Below are 21,211 nucleotides of genomic sequence, written 5' to 3'. Positions count from 1 at the left end.
TCGCACTGGAAGCGCCCTCTCCATCCCTTTCCCGCACCGGAGTTGAGCGGATGTTGCGTACCGTGCGAACCCTGGGTGTGCTGGCGGCCGCCACCCTGCTCACCGCCTTCACGTCGGCGCAGGCCCCCGCGGCCGGCGCCGCCGCCCCCGCCTTGGCCCCGGCCGGCCTGCGCGAGGTGCTCTTCGTCGGGAACAACTGGGAGGGGACCGCCGACGTCCTCGCCTCCACCGGCGACCTCGCCAAGGTCGGCCGGATCAACGTGATCCCCGACAAGGCGGAGCGGCTCCGCGAGATCCACCTCAACCCCCTGAAGCTCGCCTTCTTCCTCGGCATCCGGGAGAGCGCCGGCGAGGGCCACGACCAGTTCGTCGACGACATGTTCACCACCCCGGACGGCTCCGCGGTCGTCGTCTCCCGCCCCAGCTTCGCCGACGTCGTCTCCATCGACGTGACCTCGGGACGGATCAACTGGCGCTTCCCCGTCTCCGGTTACCGCTCCGACCACATGGCGGTCTCCCCGGACGGCACCCGCCTCGCCGTCTCGGCCTCCACCTCCAACACCGTGCACGTCCTGGACATCGCCACCGGACGCCAGGTCGGCTCCTTCGGCACCGGCGACAAGCCGCACGAGAACACCTTCACCCGCGACGGCCGCTTCCTGTGGAACAGCTCCATCGGCGAGGTGAACACCGCACTCGACGCGCCCTGGCTGGACTGGACGAAGGGCGACCGGAAGATCACCGTGGTCGACGCGCAGACCTTCCGGACCGTCCGGGTGATCGACATGCGGGAGCGGCTGGACGCCTTCGGCCGCCGCGACCTGTCCGACGCCGTACGCCCCGTGTCCTTCAGCCCCGACGAGTCCAAGCTCTACTTCCAGGTGTCGTTCTTCAACGGCTTCCTGGAGTACGACGTGGCCTCCGACCGGATCACCCGCCTCAAGACCCTCCCCCAGAACCCCGCCACCAGCACCGACCGCACCACCTGGGTCAACGACTCCCGCCACCACGGCATGTCCATGAGCCCCGACGGGGCCAAGCTGTGCATCGCGGGCACCATGGACGACTACGCCACCGTCGTGGACCGCGCCACCCTCACCGAGGGGCCGCTCGTACCCGCCGTGAAGCCGTACTGGGCCACGGTGGACGGCGACGGGACGGCCTGCGTCATCTCCGAGAGCGGCGCCGACCGGGTCACGGCCATCGACTTCGCCACCGGCGCCAAGCGGGTCTCGGTCCCCGTCGGCGACCACCCCCAGCGCGTCCGGATCGGCCACGTGCCGGCCGCCTGGACCGGCCCCGCGGGCCGCTAGGGGGTGTTGCCGGCCGGTCGCCCTGCCGGGGGCTCAGCCCACGGTCACCGTCGGCTCGTGCCGGACGGGGAAGTTCACCGAGTTGGCGATGAAACAGGCCCGGTGGGCCTCCTCGTGGAGGCCGATCGCCGCGGCCACCATCGACTCCTCGCTGACGGTGATCCGCGGGTGCACCACGGCCTCAGTGAACCGTCCGCTGTCCCCGGCGGTGGCCATCGTCCCGGTCGCCTCGTCGGCGTACGAGGTGACCACCACGCCGTTGACCGTGCAGAAGTGCAGGTAGGAGAGCATGTGGCACTGGGACAGTGCCGCGAGCAGCAACTGTTCGGGGTTCCAGCGGGAGGCGTCGCCGCGGAAGGTCGGGTCGGAGCTGCCGAGGATCACCGGCAGCTCTCCGGCGGCCACCTCGTGCGCCCGCGAGTAGGCGCGGTAGTGGCTGGTGCCGGTGCCGAGGTTTCCGGTCCAGGTGACACGGGTGACGTAGGAGTGCAGTCGGGCCATGGCGGCCACTCCCTCTCTCGGGTACGGGACTGGGCGGCGCGGGTGTCCGGGACGCGGAAGCGGCGGCGTCGAGTCGACGGTGCCGGGCCGTGACCGGTGGTGCCTGGCGCCGACGTGGATCGTACGGCCCTCGCGACGGCCACGCCCGCTTCCCTCCGCGGGGCGCCGACGCCGCCGTCGCCACCGGGCGCGCGCACCACGAGTGGGGTCAGGCCCGCCACTCCTCCCGGAGCATCCCGAACAACACCTCGTCGTACCGCTCACCGGCCAGCAGCACGGCGCCCCGCCGCCGCCCCTCCTCCCGGAAGCCGAGCCGGGTGAACGCCCGGACCGCCCGCTCGTTCCCGCTCCATGTGTCGAGCTGGAGCCGGGTGAGCGGGAAGGCGCCGAAGAGGTGGTCGACCAGCAGCCGCGTCGCCTCGGAGCCGTGTCCCCGGCCCCAGAACTCCCGTTCGCCGATGGTGATCCCGAGCGTGGCCGAGCCGGCCCAGGGGTCCAGGTCGCGGTAGTCGGCCATGCCGATCACCCGGCGGTCCGGCAGGGTCTCCACCGTGAACACCGCCGACTCGCGGGGCGGGAGCACCAGCATCCGCTCGAAGGAGATCGTCAGCGCCTCCCGTGTGACCGGGCCGAAGCACGGGTCCCCGGCGGTCGCCCAACGGACCACCTCGGGGTCGTTGCGCCAGCGCAGGTGGTGCTCCGCGTCCTCCGCGCGCAGGGCGCGCAGTGCGACGAGCTCTCCCTCGATCAAGCCCCGATCCTCTCCTCGTGACGGTGACGGTGACGGTGACGGTGACGGTGACGGTGACGGTGACGGTGACGGTGACGGCGACGGCCGACGGTCGACGGTCGACGGCGCACACCGTACCCACGGATGATCATGGCGGCCACGGATTTCCGGAGCCGGAGAGGTGCCCCGCCTCGCGGCCCGCCGCCGCAACGGCCGAAACCCGTGACCTCCGGCCCATATGAGGTGACCGGTCCGCGATGACCGATTAGTCTCGCGATCATGGTGGACATCCGCGACGTACCCGAGGACGACATCGACCGCGCTCTGGAACTCGCGTACCTCGTCTTCCACGACCGGCCCGAGAAGGAGGCCCGCGCCCGCCACCACGCGCTGCTGGTGCGGTGCCTGCGGATCGGCGCCTACGACGGGGACGCCCTGGTCGGCTTCATGGCCGCCCACGACTTCCGGCTCTCGGTACCCGGGGCGGACCTGCCCTGCCCCGGGCTCACCTTCGTCTGCGTCGCCCCCACCCACCGCCGCCGCGGCGTGCTCACCGGGCTGATGACCGAGATGCTGGAGCGCGCCGCGGCCACCGGCAACCCGCTCGCCGCCCTGTGGGCCTCCGAGGCCGCCATCTACGGCCGCTTCGGCTTCGGCGGCGCGACCACCGGCGTCACCATCGAGATCGACTCCACCCGGCCGCTGGCCCTGCGCATCGACCCGGACCGGCGCCCGCTGCGGCTCGTCGACCCGGCGGAGGCGCTCGCCGTGATCGGGCCCTTCCACGAGTCCGCCCGCGCCCGCCGCGCCGGCCGCCCCACCCGCAGCGCACCCCGCTGGCGCGAGGAGTGGCTGACCGAAGAGGACGAGCAGGACGAGGAACTGAGCCCGCCGCGGATCATCGTCCTCGGGGAGCCGGGCGAGCCGATCGCCGGCTACGTGCTCTACCGAACGAAGCCCGAGGACGACGCCGGGCCCGCCCGCGCACCCCAGGGCCTGGTCCGGGTCGAGGAGCTGGAAGCCGACACCCCGGCCGTCGCCGCCGCCCTGTGGGAGTGTCTGGCCGCTCTCGACCTCACCGGCCGGGTCCGTGCGTGGGGCCGCCCGGCCGACGACCCGCTGCTGCACTTCGCCGCCGACCGGGACCAGGTGCGGGTCACCGCCCAGTACCCGGCGCTCTGGCTGCGCCTGGTCGACGTACGCGCGGCGCTGACCGCGCGGTCGTGGGCCGCGCCGGTGGACGTGGTGCTGGAGGTGCACGACGTACGGCTGCCCGGCAACACCGGGCGGTTCCGGCTCGACGCGGGGCCGGGGTGGGCGGCGTACGAGCCCTCGGACGGCGCCGCCGACCTGGCCCTGGACGTACGCGAACTGGCCGCCTGCTACCTGGGCGGGACGCGGGTCGCCGAGCTGGTCGCGGCCGGGCTGGTACGGGAGCACACCCCGGGCGCGGCCGCGGCGCTGGACGCGGCCCTGCGCACGCCCGTACTGCCGCACACGGGCGACGAGTTCTGAAGGCGGGCGGCACGGGCCGGCAGGTCGGGCCGGGGGGTCAGGCCGGCAGGGAGATCCGGGCCGCCGACATGCCGAAGCCGGGGCTCCGGACGTCGGTGGCCGGCCCCGGGCCGATCCGGTGCAGATCCTCCTCGCGGTAACGACGGCATTTCCGGTGCCAGTTGAGGATTCCGGACAGCCAGTCCCGGAGCTCGCCGACGTACGCGTCGAGCCCGGCGCGGGCCTCGGCGCACAGCTTCCAGTCTTCGTAGAGCAGCGGCAGCTGGTTCGCGACGATGTGCTCGAACTCCTCCGTGCGCTGCGTCATCAGCGAGTGGCAGATGTGCAGGGCCTCCGGGTAGCCGATGTCGAAGAAGTTCCGGGTGACCAGGACGTGGTTGTGGACCTCGCCCTCGAACTCCACTTCCTTCTGGTAGGAGAAGATGTCGTTCATCAGGCACGCGGTGTCGGCCGCCGCGTTCTCCAGGGACCGGATGGTGCCGGAGGCGTAGATCTCCTCGGGGATGCCGCGGCCCGCGTGGCCGAGCCGGCACAGGTACATGGTGAGGTTCGAGCCGAAGGTGTGCCGGCGCATCTCCGCGTAGTCCACCGGGTCGGGGATGCGGTTGCAGATCTGGTTGTCGATCTCCCACACCCAGCTCTCCAGCATGCTGACCAGGGTCGCCCGGAACTCGGCGCGCACGCCCCGGGTCATGTCCCGGCTCGTACGGACCCACAGGTCGGCGAGCGCGCGCTCCATCGCCGTCAGCGGCTGCGGCTGTTCGGCGGGGTCGACAGGGAGCATCGCGATCAGCCGCGCGGTCGTCGCCTTGGCGGCCGTGAGGTTCTTGGTCCGTCCGAAGGCCACCGGGTAGTAGTCGTCCCCGTACGTCCCCCAGGTCAGCCAGCAGGCGTTGAGGAGCAGCGCGTCGGGTGTGGCGTCCGGGTCGATGCCGGCGGAGCACAGCGCGAAGTCGTAGCCGCGCAGCTGCTGTTCGGTCCAGATGGCGGAACCGGGGTCGCCGGGGTGGGCCTGGAGCAGGCCCATGCGCCGGGCCCAGTCGACCGATCCCTCGCGCGCGTGGTCCAGGTGCGGGCTGAGGGAGAGCGCGAACGGCATGTAGACGTCCGGGATCACGGACGGTCCGGTGCGCTCGAACGGGACGTGGGTGAAGGAGCGGCGGCGCAGCTCCGCCGAGCGCTGCGTGAACACGGACTTCACGTCGAGCGCGGTGGTGCCGAGCCCGGACGGCAGGAACGGCAGGGTGAGCGGGGCGGTGGCCCTGGCCTCCTTGTTCATGTAGCGGCTGGAGACCATGTGCCACTCGTGGCCGCCGGACTGCCAGTCCTGCAGGCCCTTGGCGTAGGCGAGGACGGCCGCGATCTCCGCCGGGTCCAGCGCGTGGTCGGCGAAGAGCTGGGGGAGTTCGGCGAGGGCGGTCTGCTCGAACTGGTGCAGGCGGGAGGTGAGCAGGTCGTTGGAGACCTCGGCGGCCTCCTGGGTGGTGCAGCCGAGGAAGGTCTCCAACACCAGTACGGCATTGGACAGTTCGCCCTCGTCGGCGACCTCGCGCTGGTAGGAGAACAGGTCGTTGCGGATGTGCACGGCGTCGGAGAAGGCGTCGCGCAGGACGCCGAGCGGGCGCGAGTGCGCGACCCGCGCCGGGACTTCGGCGGCGACGTATTCGACCAGGCCGGCCGACCAGGGGGCGCCGCCGACCTTGCGGCGCATCTCGATGTACTCGAGGGGGTTCGCCACCCGCCCGATGTCGATGTTGGCGAGCTCCCACATCGACTCGTCGAGGAGGTTCTTCGTGGACAAGGAGAACCGTTCCCGCCAGTCCTCGGACATCGCGGGAACGGTCCGCGCCCAGAGGTCCGCGAGCCCCGCCTCGACCGGGTTGGTCGGCGCGGGAAAGCCGGCGGCCAGGTCCATCGGCATGAAGGCGGCCAGCCGGTCGAGGTACTCCTTGGCGCCGGCCCGGTCCTGCGAGCGCTTGAACGTCTCCAGGAAGTGGTCGTCGAAGAAGAACACCCACACGTACCAGTCGGTGACCAGGGACAGCGCCTCGGCGTCGCAGTCGGGGTGGGTGTACGAGCAGAGCAGCGCGTAGTCGTGCGAGTCGAGATCGCTCTCCTCCCAGACGCCGGAACCCTCCAGCATCCCGAAGTCGCGCGCCCACCGCTTGGTGTGGACCCTCGCGGCCTCCAGGTGGGGGTTCAGTCGCGCCGGATAAGGCACGTAGAAATCCGGCAGTTGAAAGGGCTGCGTCACGACGGGATGGGCCTTTCGTCCAGGGGTGCGGGGGCCGGTCGTCCCGGGCCCCTGCACGAGATGAGCAGTGCCCTACCCGTGGTGCCCCTGGGATAAGGGAGTTTTCACCGCTTCAGGTGACACCCCCGCCATTCCCCACCCCACCGCCCCGCCGGGGGCTAGAAGAGGAGCGGGATGCGAACACGACGGAGACCGCCCCCCGGTGGGGGAGGCGGCCTCCGCGTGGCGTGGTGCTTACGGGCTGGGGATCGGGAGAGGGGCGGTGCCCAGCGAGGGGACGGTCCACCGCTGGGCGGGCGAACTGTTGCAGTCGTAGAGCCAGAGCCGGGTTCCGGGCGTGGTGTTGAAGCCGCCGAGGTCGAGGCAGCGGCCGGAGGCGGGGTGGTGGATACCGCCGTCGGCGCGGGGGAGGAACTGCTGACTCGGTGCGCTGCTGTCGCAGGTGCGGAGTTCGACGGGTGTGGCGTTGGCGGTGCCGGCTGCCGTGGCGTTGAGGCACTTGCCGTGGGTCCGGATGGTGCCGTCGTCGCGGACCTGGAACTTCTGTGCGTCGGTGCCGTTGCAGCCCGCGATCTGGATCTTGTTGCCGTCGTCGGGGCTGTTCCCGTCGTTGTCGACGCAGTTGTCGGCGGCCGCGCTCAGGTTGATGGGGCTGACGGCTTCCGTGGCGGTGACGGAGGCGGCGTAGGGGTAGACCGCCGGATTGCTGATGCCGCCGGTGAAACCGGACGGGGTGGGGGCCCCGGCTTCCCTGAAGCGGCCCAGGGTGAGGGGGCCGACCGGGGCCGGACTGGTGGCGGCGCTGTGACGGCCCGTGCCGGCGAGGGTGCCGTTGACGTACAGACGCATCTGCCCGGTGGTGTGGTCGTAGACGGCGGTGAGCCGGGTCCACGCGCCGAGGGCGAGCGTGGCGGTGCTGTTGGACTCGTCGGTCTGGTCGTACGGCCAGGCGCCGGTGTCGGTGTCGGCGTCGGTGTTGGCGAGGCCGAAGCGCCAGATGTTCAGCTTGTGGTCGGGGTAGAGGAGCAGAGAGCTGTTGCGGTTCAGATCCTGGCTGAGGACGACTCCTCCGGCCTGATCGGCCTTTGCCATGGTGCTGATGGTGAAGCTCTTGCGGGTGTCGATCACCGGTCCGGACGTGGTGATGACGGACGAGGAGCCGTTGAAGGCGGCATAGCTGGTGCTACGTCCGCCGATGACACCCGTGGGCCAGGTGACCCCCGCAGCGGTGGCGGGGAAGTTCCCGACCGTGCTCGGGGTGGTGCCGTCCTTCTCCCCGGTGAGCGGCCACTGGGCCTTGGGCATGTTGAGGTTGCCGAGGGTGACCGGGACGGAGTCGAAGCCGGTGACGGTGGGGTGCGGAGCGCCCTGCCCGGCGGGGCGGGTGCCGATGCCGTTGAAGGCGACGAGCTGCTGGTTGGTGTCAACGGCCCACAGATCCGGGATGCCGTCGCCGCTGAGATCACCGTCGGACCCGATCCGGGGGTAGGCCTTGGGGTCGATGTTCCCGATGGCCGGGCCTGCGGCCGGATCCGTGAACCCGCTGAGGTCGGGGGCCTGGGAGGTGCCCTTGACCGTGAAGGCACGCAGAGTGCCGTTGGTCTTGGAGCGGGCCCACAGAGTGGGGAAGTTGGTGCCCTGGGCGCGGCCGGGTGTGATCAGGTCGTATGAACTCCACCGGGTGTCGTTGGCCGAGAGGAGGATGGCCTGCGTCTCAAGCTGGTCGGGGTCGCCCGCCGTCGCGAGCCACAGCCGCCCCTTCTCGACGAACAGGAGTGATGTGCGTGGCACGGAGTTCGGTTGGGTGCTCGTGTCACCTGTGTGGTTGCCGAAGGCTGCTATCTGGGTGACGTTGGACCAGTTGGCTCCGTACCCGGCCTCGACGCAGGGGAGGGGGGCGAGGGAGCGCGTGACGCATGCGGTCGGCTTGCGTACGGTTTCGGTGGCGCGGGCGTCGAACCGGCCTGCGATGCCGTCGTTGCGGTAGAGGGACAGGTCCGGGGCAGTGGGCGCGTGGGCGAACAGATCGTCAACGGTCTTGTAGCCCAGGCTGCCGCGGTGGCTGATCTGGATACCGTTCCAGCCGTTGGCGCCGGGGGCGGCGTTGATGCCGGCCTTGGGTGCGGCGGCCGGATCGGAGCCACCGCCGATCACGCGGAGGGCACCGGCCGAGTCGGGCAGCAGAACGTCTGCCTTGTTGTCGCCGGTGAGGTCACCGAAGATCGGGGCGGGGCTGCTCGGATTGGACGGCGCGTAGTAGCTGTAGACGACGGGCTGGGACATGTTGCCCGCGTTGTCCTGGGTCTGCAGGTAGACGTGGTTGGTGCCCCAGGTAGGCGGCGCGATCTTGATGGCTGCCTTGCCGTCGGTCAGCTTCACGATGCCGGGTCCGGTGTCGCTGCACTTCCATCCGGTGGCGGCCGCCTTCACCGGGTCGGTGGTCCAGCGGGCACAGGCCAGGCCGGAGGCCCGGCCGCCCGTTGCCGGTGCCGGGTCGCTGCCGGTGAGGGTGAAGGTGCCCTCCTGGCCGACGAGCTTGGGGTGGGCGCCGATGGTGCCGGAGGCGGGGAAGTCGGTGGAGGCGACCGCGGCGGTCGGCGGCGTGCGGTCGACGCGGAAGAAGCACATCTCGGTGGGATCGCTGGTGAGGAAGTCGTCCGTGACGCGCGCCTGCCAGCCGTACTGGTGGCCGTCCGTCAGGGGGCCGATGTCGACCGTGATGGGGCCGAAACTGCCGTTCCATCCTGAGTCGGCGTACTTGGTCTTTCCGCCATCGTCGTCGTCCCAGTACTGGAAGCCGGTCCAGAGCTGCAGGCCGGTCGCCGAATTCGTGGACGCGGTGAGGGTGATGTTGTTGTTGGCGCCGACCCAGCCGGGGTTGTCCCAGGGATGGGTGGTGCCCGGGGTGCGGCAGTCGGCGTAGGACGTGATGTCGGCGAAGCCGGGGGTGGGGCTGGTGCGGGGCCACCAGACGGTGGGCCGGATGTCGTACTCGACGACGATGCGAGGGGTGTTGGTGAACCGCTGCCGGTAGTGCTTCTCGTACTCGTCGTCGGGGGCCAGACCGAGGGTGATGGTGGGCCACTGGTACCGGACGGCGTTCCTCACCAGGTCCTTGACGTCGAACTGGATGTCGCCCGACCCGGACATGGTGGTCGTACCGACCTGACCGCACCCCTGCATCCTGGAACCGGTGCCGCAGGGTTGCCTGTTCCAGCTGGTCGGGTTGCTGATGTAGCCGGTGGAGTAGAGGCCCATCGGGGTAGGGGTGTCCGGGCTGGAGGAGGACACCACGGTGGCGTGGAACGTCGCGTTCATGACCTCGGTGTTGTAGAGCCGCGAGTCCACACCGATCTGGAAGTACGCGCGTGTGCGTCCGATACCGGAGCACGGTGGATTGCCGAACCTGTATCCGCAGTAGCCGGTGGCGGGTTTGTCCTGCCCGTACTCGGTTCCGTTGAACTCGTTGACGTCGGCGTACTCCGGTGCTTCCTGGACCTGCGCCCAGGCCTGGTTGGCGTTGCTGAGGCTCGGGATCCATCCGGGGTCGATGTACCAGGGGCCGGTGCCCTGGCCGAGAAGGGTGGCGTCGGGGACGAGCTGGATGCCCTGGGCGTCGACGGTCGTGCCGATCTTCTGCACGGCGGCACCGGTGCCGGGCCCGTCGGTGGTCGAGCGGGTCGGGGCGTCTTCGGCCGGAGCGGACTGCTCGGCCGGGGCGCCCGCTGACTTCGAGGAGGCGGAAGGGGCGGAGGGCGCAGTGCCCGCCGAATCCCACATGAGAGGTGCGGGGGCGGAGAAGCGGGTCGCGCCCTGGCTGTCCACGGCCTTGAGGTTGCCGGAGCCGTCCGCGCTCACGATGAGCCCGTCGGCCTCGACGGCGAGCCGGAACGTCTTGACGGCGGGGTTGGCGGCGGCCTCGGCGGTGCGCACGATCAGCACCTGGCGCCAGCCGCCGAGGGGGGTGGCGCTGAGCTCGAGGTCCACGCCGGGCAGGACGGACGAGTACAGGGCGCTGTCGCCGTTCAGCGCGGGCCTGGGCAGGGGGAAGGGGGCCTTGAGGGCCAGCTTCTTGCCGTCCTCGGTGGTCATCGTGGCCATCGGGCCGGTGCCACCGCCGGAGAGGCTGAGCCTGGAGGGGACGACTGCCGGGGACACGGTGCCGTCACTGTTGGCCCGGAGTGTCGCGTCGACCTGCTGCCAGGCCCCCGAGGCGGTCTTGACCCGCTGCGGCACGGGCGTGGACTCGGTGGTGAGCGTGCCCCGCGGAGTGGCGGATGTCTGCGAACTCGCCGTCGTCAGCTGCTCGATGACGACGGGCTTGCCGCTGCTCTTGGCCAAGGCCTTGGCGGCATCGACAGCTCTCGTCTCCGGGCTGGGAGGACGGGGCGCCGGAGCGGGCCACGCGCTGTCCGCCGGTCCGTGGCCCCGCGCGTCCTGAGCGGCTGCGGGCGGCGCGGTGAGCAGGCCGGCGCCGAGCGCGAGGACTGCGGCGCCCACCGCGGGGATAAGCGACACGCGAGAGGCCCGCCGTCGCGGGCCTCCTGGTCCCGACGGTGGCGAAGAGAGTAATTGCGGCCTCACGTTCATGGCCCCCCAAGCAGTGAGACGGACAGAAGTCAGCCGCACAATTCCTTCACGCCTGCAATCTGTCAACAGACTGGGAGCTTTCGCTGCCCGTTTTGTACTGCGAACTCCCGAGCCGAGTCGTGGGTGACGTGAGTCACTCCGGAGGAATGTGAGACTCCGCTGATGAATCGAACGCGCGCTGCGTAGGGTGCGCTGTGATCCGGGCCCGGCCGGCCCGGCGTTCTCGTTGCATGTATCCCGTGGGGGGATCCGATTGTCTTATCGGGGTCGAATCTTCATGCGCTCGCGTGCCGCTCGCTCGCGCGTCGTACTCGTGTCAGTGTTCGCCGTACTCGCTTCTGGCCTGGGGATTCCCCTGGCCGGGGCGGCTGACAAGCCCCCCGAGGTGTGGGCGCCGCCGCAGACCCCATTACCGGGTGTCAAGGCGGTCAAGGGTTCGGATGCGAAGCCCTCGGGTGAGCGGCCGTCGCTTGGCCGGAAGTCGACCCAAAAATCGAACGGGAAGATCCCTTCGGGTGTGGCGTCCGTAGAGCTGGGTGGTGCGGGTGCTGCGCAAGCGGCTGCATCGAGGGGGCCGGTTCAGGCGGGGAAGCTCCCTGTCTGGATCGCAGCAGTGAATGGCGCAAATTCGCCGGCCGTCAAAGCGGGCACCGACAGCCTCAAAGTCGAGGTGAAGGACCCGGCCAAGGCCAAGGCTGCGGGTGTGAACGGCGCGATGATCGCCCTCACGGACCCCGTGGGAACCGCGGCGGCCGGCAAGGTCGAAGTCGGTCTCGACATTTCGGCATGGGCGAACTTCGGGAGCGCCAACTGGGCAAGTCGCGCCAGGCTGGTGCGGCTCCCCGCCTGCGCCCTGACCACACCGGGCGCCGCGGACTGCACGACCCGTACGCCGGTGGAGTCCCGCCTCGACGCCTCCGGCCGGCTGGTGGCGGAGATCGACGTACCGAACCCGGCAGCGGCTCACGCTTCCGTGCTGAAGCCACAGCCCGGCGCGAAGTCCGCCCCCGCGCCCCAGGTACTGAGCCCTCAGGACGTCGTCCTCGGCGTGGAGCCGGGTCCGTCGAGCGACCTCGGTGACTACTCCGCGACGCCGCTGCTGCCGTCGGCTTCCTGGCAGGCCGGGGCGAACGCGGCGAACTTCACCTACGGCTACACGGCCGAGGTGCCCTCGGCGATCGCCGGCGCGGCGCCGAGCGTCGTGCTCGGCTACGACTCCTCCTCGATCGACGGCCGTACGGCGTCGACGAACGCGCAGGCCGGCCTGATCGGTGAAGGCTGGGACTGGCACCCGGGCTCGATCTCGCGCTCGTACCGGGGATGCAAGGACGCGGGCATCAAGGACTCCGGCGACGAGTGCTGGGCCGGCGACATCCTCTCGCTCTCCTTGGCCGGGCACGCCGGGCAGATCGTGCGCGACGACACCACCTGCGTCTACCGCCTCCAGGGTGATGACGGGACGAAGATCGAGCGCCTCACCGGCCAGCGAAACTCCGCCTGGAAGGGCGAGGGGTTCAAGGTCACCACGACCGACGGCACGCAGTACTACTTCGGCTCGAACCGCCTCCCGGGCGGTGACGGAACGGACCCGGAGGCCAAGTCGGTCTCCACGGTCCCGGTCTACTTCAACAGCGGCCGGGACACGTGCCTGGGTGCGGACACCCCCGCCAACGGAACCTGGCAGCAGCTGGGCCGGCAGTGGAACCTCGACTACGTCGTGGACCCACACCAGAACCTGATCTCGTACCGCTACGACCAGGAGGACAACTACTACGGGCGCGGCGGCGGCCAGAACAACGGCAACGGCACCCCCACCCTCTACCAGCGCGCCTCCTACCCGACCTGGATCGGCTACGGCCAGCGCCTGCCCGACCAGATCGCAGCCAAGGGCAAGGCCAACACCGCGGCCCAGGTCTGGCTGCGGACGGCCGACCGCTGCTTCCAGACGGGAGCCGCGTGTGACCCCGCTAAGCGCAAGACCAACCCCACCGCGTGGGAAGACACCCCTGTCGACCAGGAGTGCGCGGCCACCGGCCAGTGCCTCAACCTGTCACCCACCTACTTCTCCACCAAGCGCCTGACGACCATCGACACCGAGGTCCTGGGCACCGGCGGCTACCGCAACGTCGACTCCTACGTACTCAAGCAGCGACTCGAACCGCCGGGCGACGGCACCGCGGCGACCCTCTGGCTCGAATCCATCCAGCGCTTCGCCACCAACTCCCGCGCCAAGCTGGAGGTGCCGCCCGTCACCTTCGGCGTACCGGAGCAGATCCCGAACCGTGTGGACGGCGTCGTCAAGCGTCCGAACGGCACCGATGCAGGCGCTTCGCCCTTCAATCGACCGCGCGTCAAGACGATCACCACCGAGACCGGTGGCCAGATCAACGTCGCCTACAAAGCCCCCGAGTGTTCCCGCGTCAAGGGCGCGATGCCGACGGCCGCTGACACGAACACGATGGCTTGCATGCCGGTCAAGTGGTACCTGCCCCGACAGTCCTTCCCCGACCCCGTCGACGACTGGTTCCACAAGATCGTCGTCCAGTCCGTCACCCAGCAGGACAAGGTCGCCGGCCAGGTCAGTCAGGTCACCGACTACGAGTACGGCGGCGGCATCGCCTGGCACCGCAACGACTCCGAGTTCACCGACCCCAAGACCCGTACCTGGGACCAGTTCCGCGGCTTCGCCACCGTCACCACCCGCACCGGCAACGGCAACGGCGCCGAGGCCCCGCGCACCAAGTCGGTCGCCACGTTCCTGCGCGGCATGGACGGCGACGTGCTCGCCAACGGCAGCAAGCGAAGCGTCGACGTCCGCGACGCCCACGGCGGCACGATCAAGGACGAGGAAGTCCTGTCCGGGTTCGTCCGCCAGACCGAGACCTATGACGGTGACGGCGGCACCGTCATCGCCGACGAGGTCACCACCCCCCTGATCAAGCCGAACGCAACGGCGACCCGCGCCCAGTCCGGCGGCATGCCGCCGATCACGGCCCGCGTGATGAACACCGGGAAGGTGACCAGCCGCGCCAGACTCGCCGACGGCACCTGGCGCACCAGCGAGCGCACCTCCACCTACGACGACACCGCCTTCACGCGGCCCCTCCAGGTGGACGACAAGAGCGACCTGTCCCGCCCCGACCAGCGGCTGTGCACCACCTTCACGTACGCCTCCGGCCCCGGCGGCGCGCTGACCCAGCTCGCTTCCCGCACCCTCGTCCTCAACGGCGCCGGCGGCTGCAGCGAGACGCCGACCGCGGCGAACACCGTCGGCGACACCCGCGCCTACTTCGACGGCAAGCCCCTCGGCGAAGCCGGCGCCGTCGCGGACCAGACCGGCACCGAGGTCCTGGAGAAGTACGACGCGGCGGGCAAGCCCGTCTACCGCCTCAACGTCACCTCCACCTACGACGACTACGGCCGTCTCACGACGACGACCAACAAGGTGCGCAAGGACGCAGCCCACCCGGACGGCGCGGTCACCAAGACCGAGTACAAGGCCCTGCCCAACGCCCTGCCGTACGAGGTCACCCACACCAACCCGCTGGGCTGGAAGACCACCACCACGCTGGACACCGGGCGCGCGCTGCCGATGAAGACCAGCGACGAGAACGGACATGTCGCCGAGCGGGGCTACGACGCCCTGGGGCGGGTCACCGCCGTCTGGCAGCCCGGCCAGGACCGGACGAAGAACGACCCGCCGGTCCGCAAGTTCTCCTACGTCATGAACGGCACGAACGCGCCGACGACCGTGCTGAGCCAGACGCTCATGGCCAACAAGCAGACGTACGTCTCCAGTTACACCATCTACGACGGCCTCGGCCGCATCCGGCAGACCCAGGCGCACACGCCGTCCGGCGCCGCGGGCCGGATGATCACCGACGCGCTCTTCGACTCCCACGGACGGCAGGTCAAGACCAGCGCCCCCTACTACAACGACGAGAAAGAGCCGTCGGGTGCACTCTTCCTGCCCAACGGCGGGGTGAACCCCGACAGCCAGATCCCGGCGCAGACCGTCTCCGTCTTCGATGGCCTCGGCCGCACCACCGCCTCGGTCTTCCAGTCCTACGGCATCGAGCAGTGGCGTTCGAAGACCGAGTACCCGGGAGCCGACGAAGTTCGCACCATCCCGCCGAACGGCGGCTACGCCACGGCGAGCATCACCAACGGCACCACCTCCGTCCTGCGCCAGTACAAGGGCAACACCCCCGACGGCGCGTATGACGAAACGACGTACGAGACGAACACCCAGGGCCAGGAGCTCCGCCGCAAGGACGCCGCGGGCAACGAGTGGACCTTCGCGTACGACCTCCTCGGCCGCACGGTGAAGACCACCGACCCGGACTCGGGCACCGCCACCACGGTCTACGACGACAGCAAGAACCTCGTCACCGTCACCGACGCCCGCAACAGGAGCGCCATCACCGTCAGCGACCTCCTCGGCCGCACCGTCGCGACGTACGAGGGGACGGCTGTCGACCCTGCCAAGCAGGTCGGAGCCTTCACCTACGACACCAAGGCCCTGGGCAAGCCGGACACCACCACCCGCTATGTCGCCGGCCGCGCCTACATCACGGAGATCACCGGCTACGACAGCGGCTACCGGCCCCTCGGCACCAAGGTCACCATCCCCGAGTTCGAGAAGCAGCTGGCCGGCACCTACGAGACCAAGAACACCTACGACAAGCACGGGCAGCTCCGGGCCACCGCCCTGCCCGCCATCGCCGCTGCCGGTCTGGGTCCGGAGCAGCTCGCCTTCGGCATTGACGACGTCGGCAAGCTGTCGTCGCTCGGCGGCACCATCGCCGGTATCCGCACGCCCTACGTGGTGGACGTCTTCCACGATCCGTACGGTCGTGCCATCCGCACCACGGTCGGCGAGACGGGCATGCAGGTGGTCTCGACCGTCGACTACGACCAGGCCACCGGCCGGCCGGTCCGCTCCACCCTGGACAAGCAGACCGCGACCAGGGCCAGCGTCGACGTCGTCGACTACACCTACAACCGGGTCGGCGGGCTGACCTCGATCAGCAACACACAGGACGGCGCCGCCCGCGATCTTCAGTGCTTCACCACCGACTACCTCGGCCGCCTCACCCAGGCCTGGACCGACACCGGCACCACCACCACGGCACCCCAGCCCAGCGTCCGCGGCATCGGCGGCTGTTCCCACAGCACCGGGCCCGCGGTCGACGGCGCCGGCAAGCCGAGCGTGGGCGGCCCGGCACCGTACTGGCAGCAGTACGAGTACGACAAGATCGGCAACCGCACCAAGCTGGTCAAGAAGGACGTCACGGGCAACACGGCCAAGGACACGACGGTCACCCAGACCTTCGGCGCCGGCCCGAACGCGCCGTCCTCCGACCCGAAGACGGGCGGCGGTACGGGCGGCCCGCACGCCCTCATGACATCGACCGAGTCCAGCAGCTCCAGCACGAAGGTCACCTCGTACACGTACGACGCCGGCGGCAACACCGCCTCCATCACCAGCACGCCGGGCACGAAGACCCTGACCTGGAACGACCAGGGCAAGCTCGACAAGATCACCGGTACCGGCGAAAGCGCCGGCACCAGCTACCTCTACGACACCGGCGGCAACCAGCTCATCCGCCGCGACCCGGGCAAGACCACCCTCAACCTCGGCCCCGACCAGATCACTCTGGATACGGCCACCGGCAAGGTCTCCAACGTCCGCACCTACAGCGCGCCCGGCGGCCTGTCCATCACCCGCACCACCACCTCCGGAACCTCCGCCCTCACCTACCAGGCCTCGGACCACCACGGCACGAACGGTGTCCAGTTCAACGCCACCGACCTGGCCCAGGCCCGCCGCCCCGCCGACCCCTTCGGCAACGAACGCGGCACCCAGCCCGCCGCCGGTACGTGGGCCGGCGACAAGGGATTCGTCGGCGGAACCAAGGAGAAGGCCACCGGCTTCACCCTCCTCGGTGCCCGCGAATACGACCCCACCACCGGCCGCTTCATCAGCCCCGACCCGATCATCGACGCGGGCGACCCCCAGCAGTGGAACGCGTACGCCTACTCCAACAACGACCCGATCGACAAAACGGACCCCAGTGGCCTCCGCTACATCGGTGACACCGAGGCCGACACTACCCACTACCTGAGGAACACGACCCAGGAAGGCGAGGAACTCGCGACCCCTGAGAGAGTCGCCCTGAACGAGTCCAACGGGGAACTCACCAAAGCGAAGAAGCGGCGCGACGAGTTGAAGCACGCCGTGGTCGACCTGGTCATGGACCTCATCGGCTACAACGACGCCCGTGACTGCTTCACCAAGGGCGACGTCATGGCCTGCATCAATACCGCCCTCAACGCCGTCCCCTGGGGCAAGCTTTTCAAGGCCATCAAAATCGGCGTCAAGGCCTTCAAGATCTACAAGGAACTCAACAAGGCCTACGACGCTGTCAGTGCCGCCGAACGCAGATCAAGTCGGGCCATGGCAGCATTCACCAAGGCCAAGAAGGCCGAAGACGAAGCATCTGCGGCTGCAGCCAAGGCGGCCAAATCAGGTGACGCGAAAGCCTCGAAGGAATCAGCCAGCGACAGCGCCGGCACAGAGTCCAAGTCAGGCAGAAGCGATGCGGACGCCGAAGCCCAGGGCAGCGGCTCCGACGCGCGGACGAAGTCCGACTCCTGCGAGCTCAAGACGAACAGCTTCCCCACGGGCACCAAGGTTCAGATGGCCGACGGCACCACCAAGGCCATCGAGGACATCCGTGTCGGCGACACCGTGATGGCAACCGACCCGCAGACCGGCCAAACCCGCCCGAAGCAGGTCACCGCAACCATCACCACCCCCGACGACAAGGACTTCACCGACCTCACCCTCACTGACGACGCCAACCCCCGCGGCCCGCCGGCCACCCTCACCTCCACGTTCCACCACCCCTACTGGAGCGAAACCCGCCGCCGGTGGACCGACGCCGGGGACCTCACCCCCGGCGAACAACTCCGCCAGCCCAACGGCACCACCCTCACCGTCCAAACCACCCGCAACTACCCCTACGCCGTCACCACTTACAACCTGACGGTCGACGACTTCCACACGTACTATGTGCTGGCGGGCGCCACCCCAGTCCTCGTCCACAACTGCGATATCAGTGACGGATATCTTTATCGTGGCCTCGCCGAGGGGCACCACAGTTATGAGGCCGCCACTAACGGCCGCGCGACTCTCATGGGAGGTCGAGGCCACTCAAACATAGAAGACCACGTGGGTGGAGATAATACGGATTCCATCTTCACCTCCTGGTCGGATGACCCCGAACAGTCCGTTTATTTCGCCCAGAATCTGGGGCGGAAATGGACCGGGAAAGGCGTCATGATGCGCATCAGAGTGGCGGACATAGATCCTCTCGTGGGGCCCTCGAGGAATATTCAAATCCACGGCGGCGAATTCGACCAACTTGAAGATGAGCATCTCATTGTCGGGGAAATTATGGCCCACGATATCAGTTTTGACTTCGGGGCGACATGGAGAAGCGTTTCGGGGGGATGAGGTGAATGAAATGCCTGCCAGTGAACTGCTGGCTGCGCTCGAGATGGATTCCGAGGTCAATGCTCTTGTCAGGAATGCGCTAATCTCTGGAGCTCATTTCAAAGTCGGGCTCGAACCGATTCCGGCGGCAAGGCTTCTTGGCATCTGCTTGGGGAGGGTAAAGGCCGCACAAAGGCGTGGCAGGCCAACGGTCGGGGTAGCGGAATGCCTTGCAAGTCTTGCAGAAATGGGCGAGCGGGGACTTCTTGTGGCCTTTGCGAACGATCGCGAGCGATCGGGATACTATTTCAAGGTTTACCTTGACCCGCACCCGCTCAAGGTGATCGGGTGCTTCGGAGTTAACATGCCCCCCGAAGTTGACCCCATCACCGGTCCCGAATAGTAGGCGGCAGGCGAAGTTGAGGGTGAGCTCTGGATCTGCGCTCTGCAGGGAATGAAGCATTGTCGACCGCCGCATCCTCACAGTGCCCCAGCGGCCCCGCCGGATTTTTTCCCGGTGGGGCCGCTGGGGTGTTTGATGGCAGTAGTTGACGGCAACGTCAGCGGACGGCCGTTTCGCCAATCGGTGGGCCAACACTGGCGTATGAACCTGTAGCGGCTTCGGTGGGGTTGTGGAGAGTGCGGCCGAGGAGGTTGATGGTGTCCCGCTGGAGCCGAAGCTGAGCACCACGACGAGCTCGATCGAGCCAGCGAGGCGTACAGGAAGCAGTCAGCAAGGGCCGAAAGATCACCAGGGGACTGGTCCGCGTGGCCGGCGTGGCCCCCCTCCACGAGGCCCGGCAGCCGCTCGCAAGGAGCCCAAGACCGAGCACTGCCAGGCGAAGAAGCGCCGCTGCCCCGGCAAACAGACCCCAGGATGCTTACGGGCTCAGCCGTCAACGTTGGGTGAGCCGTTCAGAGTTTCTTTACTTGATCAAGGCGGCCCGCTGACGCGGCCCGCGCGCGCTCCGGCCCGTCAGGGCCGCCGCCCGCTCCTGTCTCCGCCCCGCTTGCCGGCGGCCCCGCCGGTCCGGGTGCGCAACAGTCGCCAGCGTGGATTGTTCTGGGGCTCTGCCCCAGGCCCCGGCCCTCTCTCCGAGGGGGAGGAGGTCGAGTGTGGGTGCGGCTCCGTCGTGTTGATGGGTGGTCGGGGTCGCGGGAGGGGGCCCTCGTCGCCCGGTCACCGGAGGCGTACCAGGAACCCCGGGGGCCGCCAAGGCCAAGCGCAAGCGTCACCCGGTGAGCCTTGGCGGCCCCCGGAGAACCCTGGTACGGCGAAGCTGCCCGACCGACGAGGGACCCCTCCCGCTCAGGCCCCGGTGTTGCCAGGGCGCTGGCCGGCCCTGCACCGGCCGGCTACCTAACCAGCAGCGAGCGCAGAGGCGGGCATTGCTTCGGGCGGGTATCTGCCGGATAGCCCTCGGTTGGCTCGCCGGACCGGCGTACCGTGGCGCTGGAGGTGGTGAGCGGATGACTACGGAACTGGCTGACAACGTCCGCAAGTACCGGCGTCGGGCCGGGATGAGCCAAGAAGAACTCGCCCACGCCGCAGGCGTGTCGCCGGGCACGGTGCGCAAGGTGGACAGGGCGGAACGGTCCGGATGGAGACGCTGCACGCCCTGGCCCGTGCACTGGGCGTGACCACGGCGACGTTACTGGCCCCCGATGCTCCCGAACCCGTGGGTCGCGGGGAGGACCCGAACCGCGTCAACCTGATCCAGCTTCGCGCCGCGCTCACGCCACCGGTGGGCCTCACCGACCTGGACGGCGAGGCCGCCGAGGACGAGCCGAACCTGCGCCGGTTCCGCAGGACGGTCCAGGACGGCGCGGTGCTGTACCACTCCGACAGCTACAAGAGCGTTGCGTCCCAACTGCCGGATCTCTTGCGGGACGCCAACAGCGCGGTCGCCTACTACGACAGCGGCGAGGAGCACCGCCAGGCGGTCTTGGCCAGGGCCGAGGCGTTGCAGTTGGCCGGCCGGTACCTCACGCAGGTACGGCAGTACGACCTCGCCTACACCGCCCTGGCCGGCGCGATCACGGACGCACGCCGCGCAGACGACAAGCTCACCGGGGCATCGGGCGTGATCGGGATGTGCTGGCTGCTGCTGCGGCAGGGACGGCTGGATGAGGCCGAACAACTTGCCTCCCAGACGGCCGACGTGATCGAGCCGCGTCTGTCGCGGGCGACGCCAGACGAATGCGCGGCGTGGGGCTGGCTGGCACTTCGGGCAGCGGCTGCTGCGGGCCGCAACAACCGCCCCGACGAGGCACGGCACTACCACTGCGTCGCGAGCACCGCGGCGTCCGCCGTGGGCCGGGAACACACCGGATCGTTCTTCCGGCACTGGACCACCTTCGGGCCCCTGACGGTCGGCATGAAGGGCGTGGAAGACGCCATGGTCGTCGGGGACGCGCGCGCCGTCGTCCGTAGGGCCGGCGAGGACGCCATGTCACCGAAGGCGTGGAAGAGCGCCGGGCGGCCGAGTGACGAGAACTGGAACCGCCACCGGCTGGACGTGGCACGCGCCCACGCCCGGACCAACGACCTCTCCGCGGCGATGGACGAGCTGACAGGCATCCGCCGCGCGTCCCCGGAGTGGCTGAGGCATCAGCGGATGGCGGCCGAGACCATGCAGGAGATCCTGAAGAAGCGCAAGCGCACCCTCACGGCCGAGATGCGCGACATGGCCGCCTACCTGACCGTCGTCGGATAGGTGCCACGCAGCGCGATACTTCGCGCACCCTCAGTCGCCAACTGGCATGTTCCATGGATGGAGTGACAGACCGCCGGCCCCTACGGTCGC

General features: G+C 69.4%; 10 protein-coding genes. 6 read left to right on the top strand and 4 right to left on the bottom strand.

Going from position 1 to position 21,211, the window contains the following annotated elements:
- Positions 1–50: 50 nt before the first annotated feature.
- Positions 51–1,313, top strand: a complete 1,263-nt coding sequence (locus tag ACZ6JT_RS07245; RefSeq protein WP_469208043.1) for a YncE family protein — start codon at positions 51–53, stop codon at positions 1,311–1,313.
- A gap of 33 nt (positions 1,314–1,346) precedes the next feature.
- Here ACZ6JT_RS07245 and ACZ6JT_RS07240 read toward each other — a convergent pair whose 3' ends face one another.
- Both ACZ6JT_RS07240 and ACZ6JT_RS07235 read right to left on the bottom strand, forming a co-directional pair.
- On the bottom strand, positions 1,347–1,814 hold the full coding sequence (locus ACZ6JT_RS07240; RefSeq protein ID WP_469208041.1) for an OsmC family protein: 468 nt from the start codon (positions 1,812–1,814) through the stop codon (positions 1,347–1,349).
- A 208-nt stretch (positions 1,815–2,022) separates the two neighbouring features.
- Complete coding sequence (locus tag ACZ6JT_RS07235; protein ID WP_469208039.1) at positions 2,023–2,565, bottom strand: GNAT family N-acetyltransferase; 543 nt, start codon at positions 2,563–2,565, stop codon at positions 2,023–2,025.
- 258 nt (positions 2,566–2,823) lie between these two features.
- On the opposite strand from ACZ6JT_RS07235, the gene ACZ6JT_RS07230 reads away from it, so the two are divergent.
- Entirely contained in the window at positions 2,824–4,059 is a 1,236-nt protein-coding gene (locus tag ACZ6JT_RS07230; RefSeq protein WP_469208037.1) for a GNAT family N-acetyltransferase, read from the top strand.
- 37 nt (positions 4,060–4,096) lie between these two features.
- Here the strand turns inward: ACZ6JT_RS07230 and ACZ6JT_RS07225 are convergent, their stop codons facing one another.
- Together ACZ6JT_RS07225 and ACZ6JT_RS07220 are read right to left on the bottom strand one after the other, a co-directional pair.
- Positions 4,097–6,313: a terpene synthase family protein gene (locus tag ACZ6JT_RS07225; RefSeq protein ID WP_469208035.1), complete on the bottom strand. Its 2,217-nt coding sequence runs from the start codon at positions 6,311–6,313 to the stop codon at positions 4,097–4,099.
- Positions 6,314–6,547: 234 nt separating this feature from the next.
- Complete coding sequence (locus ACZ6JT_RS07220) at positions 6,548–10,831, bottom strand: ricin-type beta-trefoil lectin domain protein (RefSeq protein WP_469208033.1); 4,284 nt, start codon at positions 10,829–10,831, stop codon at positions 6,548–6,550.
- Between the two features lie 685 nt (positions 10,832–11,516).
- Here ACZ6JT_RS07220 and ACZ6JT_RS07215 point away from each other — a divergent pair.
- The 4 genes from ACZ6JT_RS07215 to ACZ6JT_RS07200 all read left to right on the top strand — a co-directional run bounded on the left by ACZ6JT_RS07215 (position 11,517) and on the right by ACZ6JT_RS07200 (position 21,121).
- The gene (locus tag ACZ6JT_RS07215) at positions 11,517–18,425 is read left to right on the top strand and encodes a polymorphic toxin-type HINT domain-containing protein (RefSeq protein WP_469208031.1); all 6,909 of its coding nucleotides are present in this window, start codon (positions 11,517–11,519) and stop codon (positions 18,423–18,425) included.
- A 10-nt stretch (positions 18,426–18,435) separates the two neighbouring features.
- A complete protein-coding gene (locus ACZ6JT_RS07210; protein WP_469208029.1) occupies positions 18,436–18,807 on the top strand; it encodes a hypothetical protein in 372 nt (123 codons plus the stop codon).
- A gap of 1,067 nt (positions 18,808–19,874) precedes the next feature.
- Complete coding sequence (locus ACZ6JT_RS07205) at positions 19,875–20,045, top strand: helix-turn-helix transcriptional regulator (protein WP_469208027.1); 171 nt, start codon at positions 19,875–19,877, stop codon at positions 20,043–20,045.
- Complete coding sequence (locus tag ACZ6JT_RS07200; protein WP_469208025.1) at positions 20,006–21,121, top strand: transcriptional regulator; 1,116 nt, start codon at positions 20,006–20,008, stop codon at positions 21,119–21,121. The genes ACZ6JT_RS07205 and ACZ6JT_RS07200 overlap by 40 nt, the downstream gene beginning before the upstream one ends.
- Positions 21,122–21,211 lie beyond the last annotated feature (90 nt).

The sequence above is a fragment of the Streptomyces sp. NPDC046308 genome (assembly GCF_055588065.1).
Note: the sequence above shows the minus strand (reverse complement) of the source record. Positions and strands in the feature narration are given on the sequence as shown.

Bases quoted from the DNA above. Each gene is read 5' to 3' on its own strand.
- ACZ6JT_RS07245 (WP_469208043.1), top strand. From the start codon at position 51: ATGTTGCGTACCGTGCGAACCCTGGGTGTGCTGGCGGCCGCCACCCTG.
- ACZ6JT_RS07240 (WP_469208041.1), bottom strand. From the start codon at position 1,814: ATGGCCCGACTGCACTCCTACGTCACCCGTGTCACCTGGACCGGAAAC.
- ACZ6JT_RS07230 (WP_469208037.1), top strand. From the start codon at position 2,824: ATGGTGGACATCCGCGACGTACCCGAGGACGACATCGACCGCGCTCTG.
- ACZ6JT_RS07210 (WP_469208029.1), top strand. From the start codon at position 18,436: ATGCCTGCCAGTGAACTGCTGGCTGCGCTCGAGATGGATTCCGAGGTC.
- ACZ6JT_RS07205 (WP_469208027.1), top strand. From the start codon at position 19,875: ATGACTACGGAACTGGCTGACAACGTCCGCAAGTACCGGCGTCGGGCC.
- ACZ6JT_RS07200 (WP_469208025.1), top strand. From the start codon at position 20,006: ATGGAGACGCTGCACGCCCTGGCCCGTGCACTGGGCGTGACCACGGCG.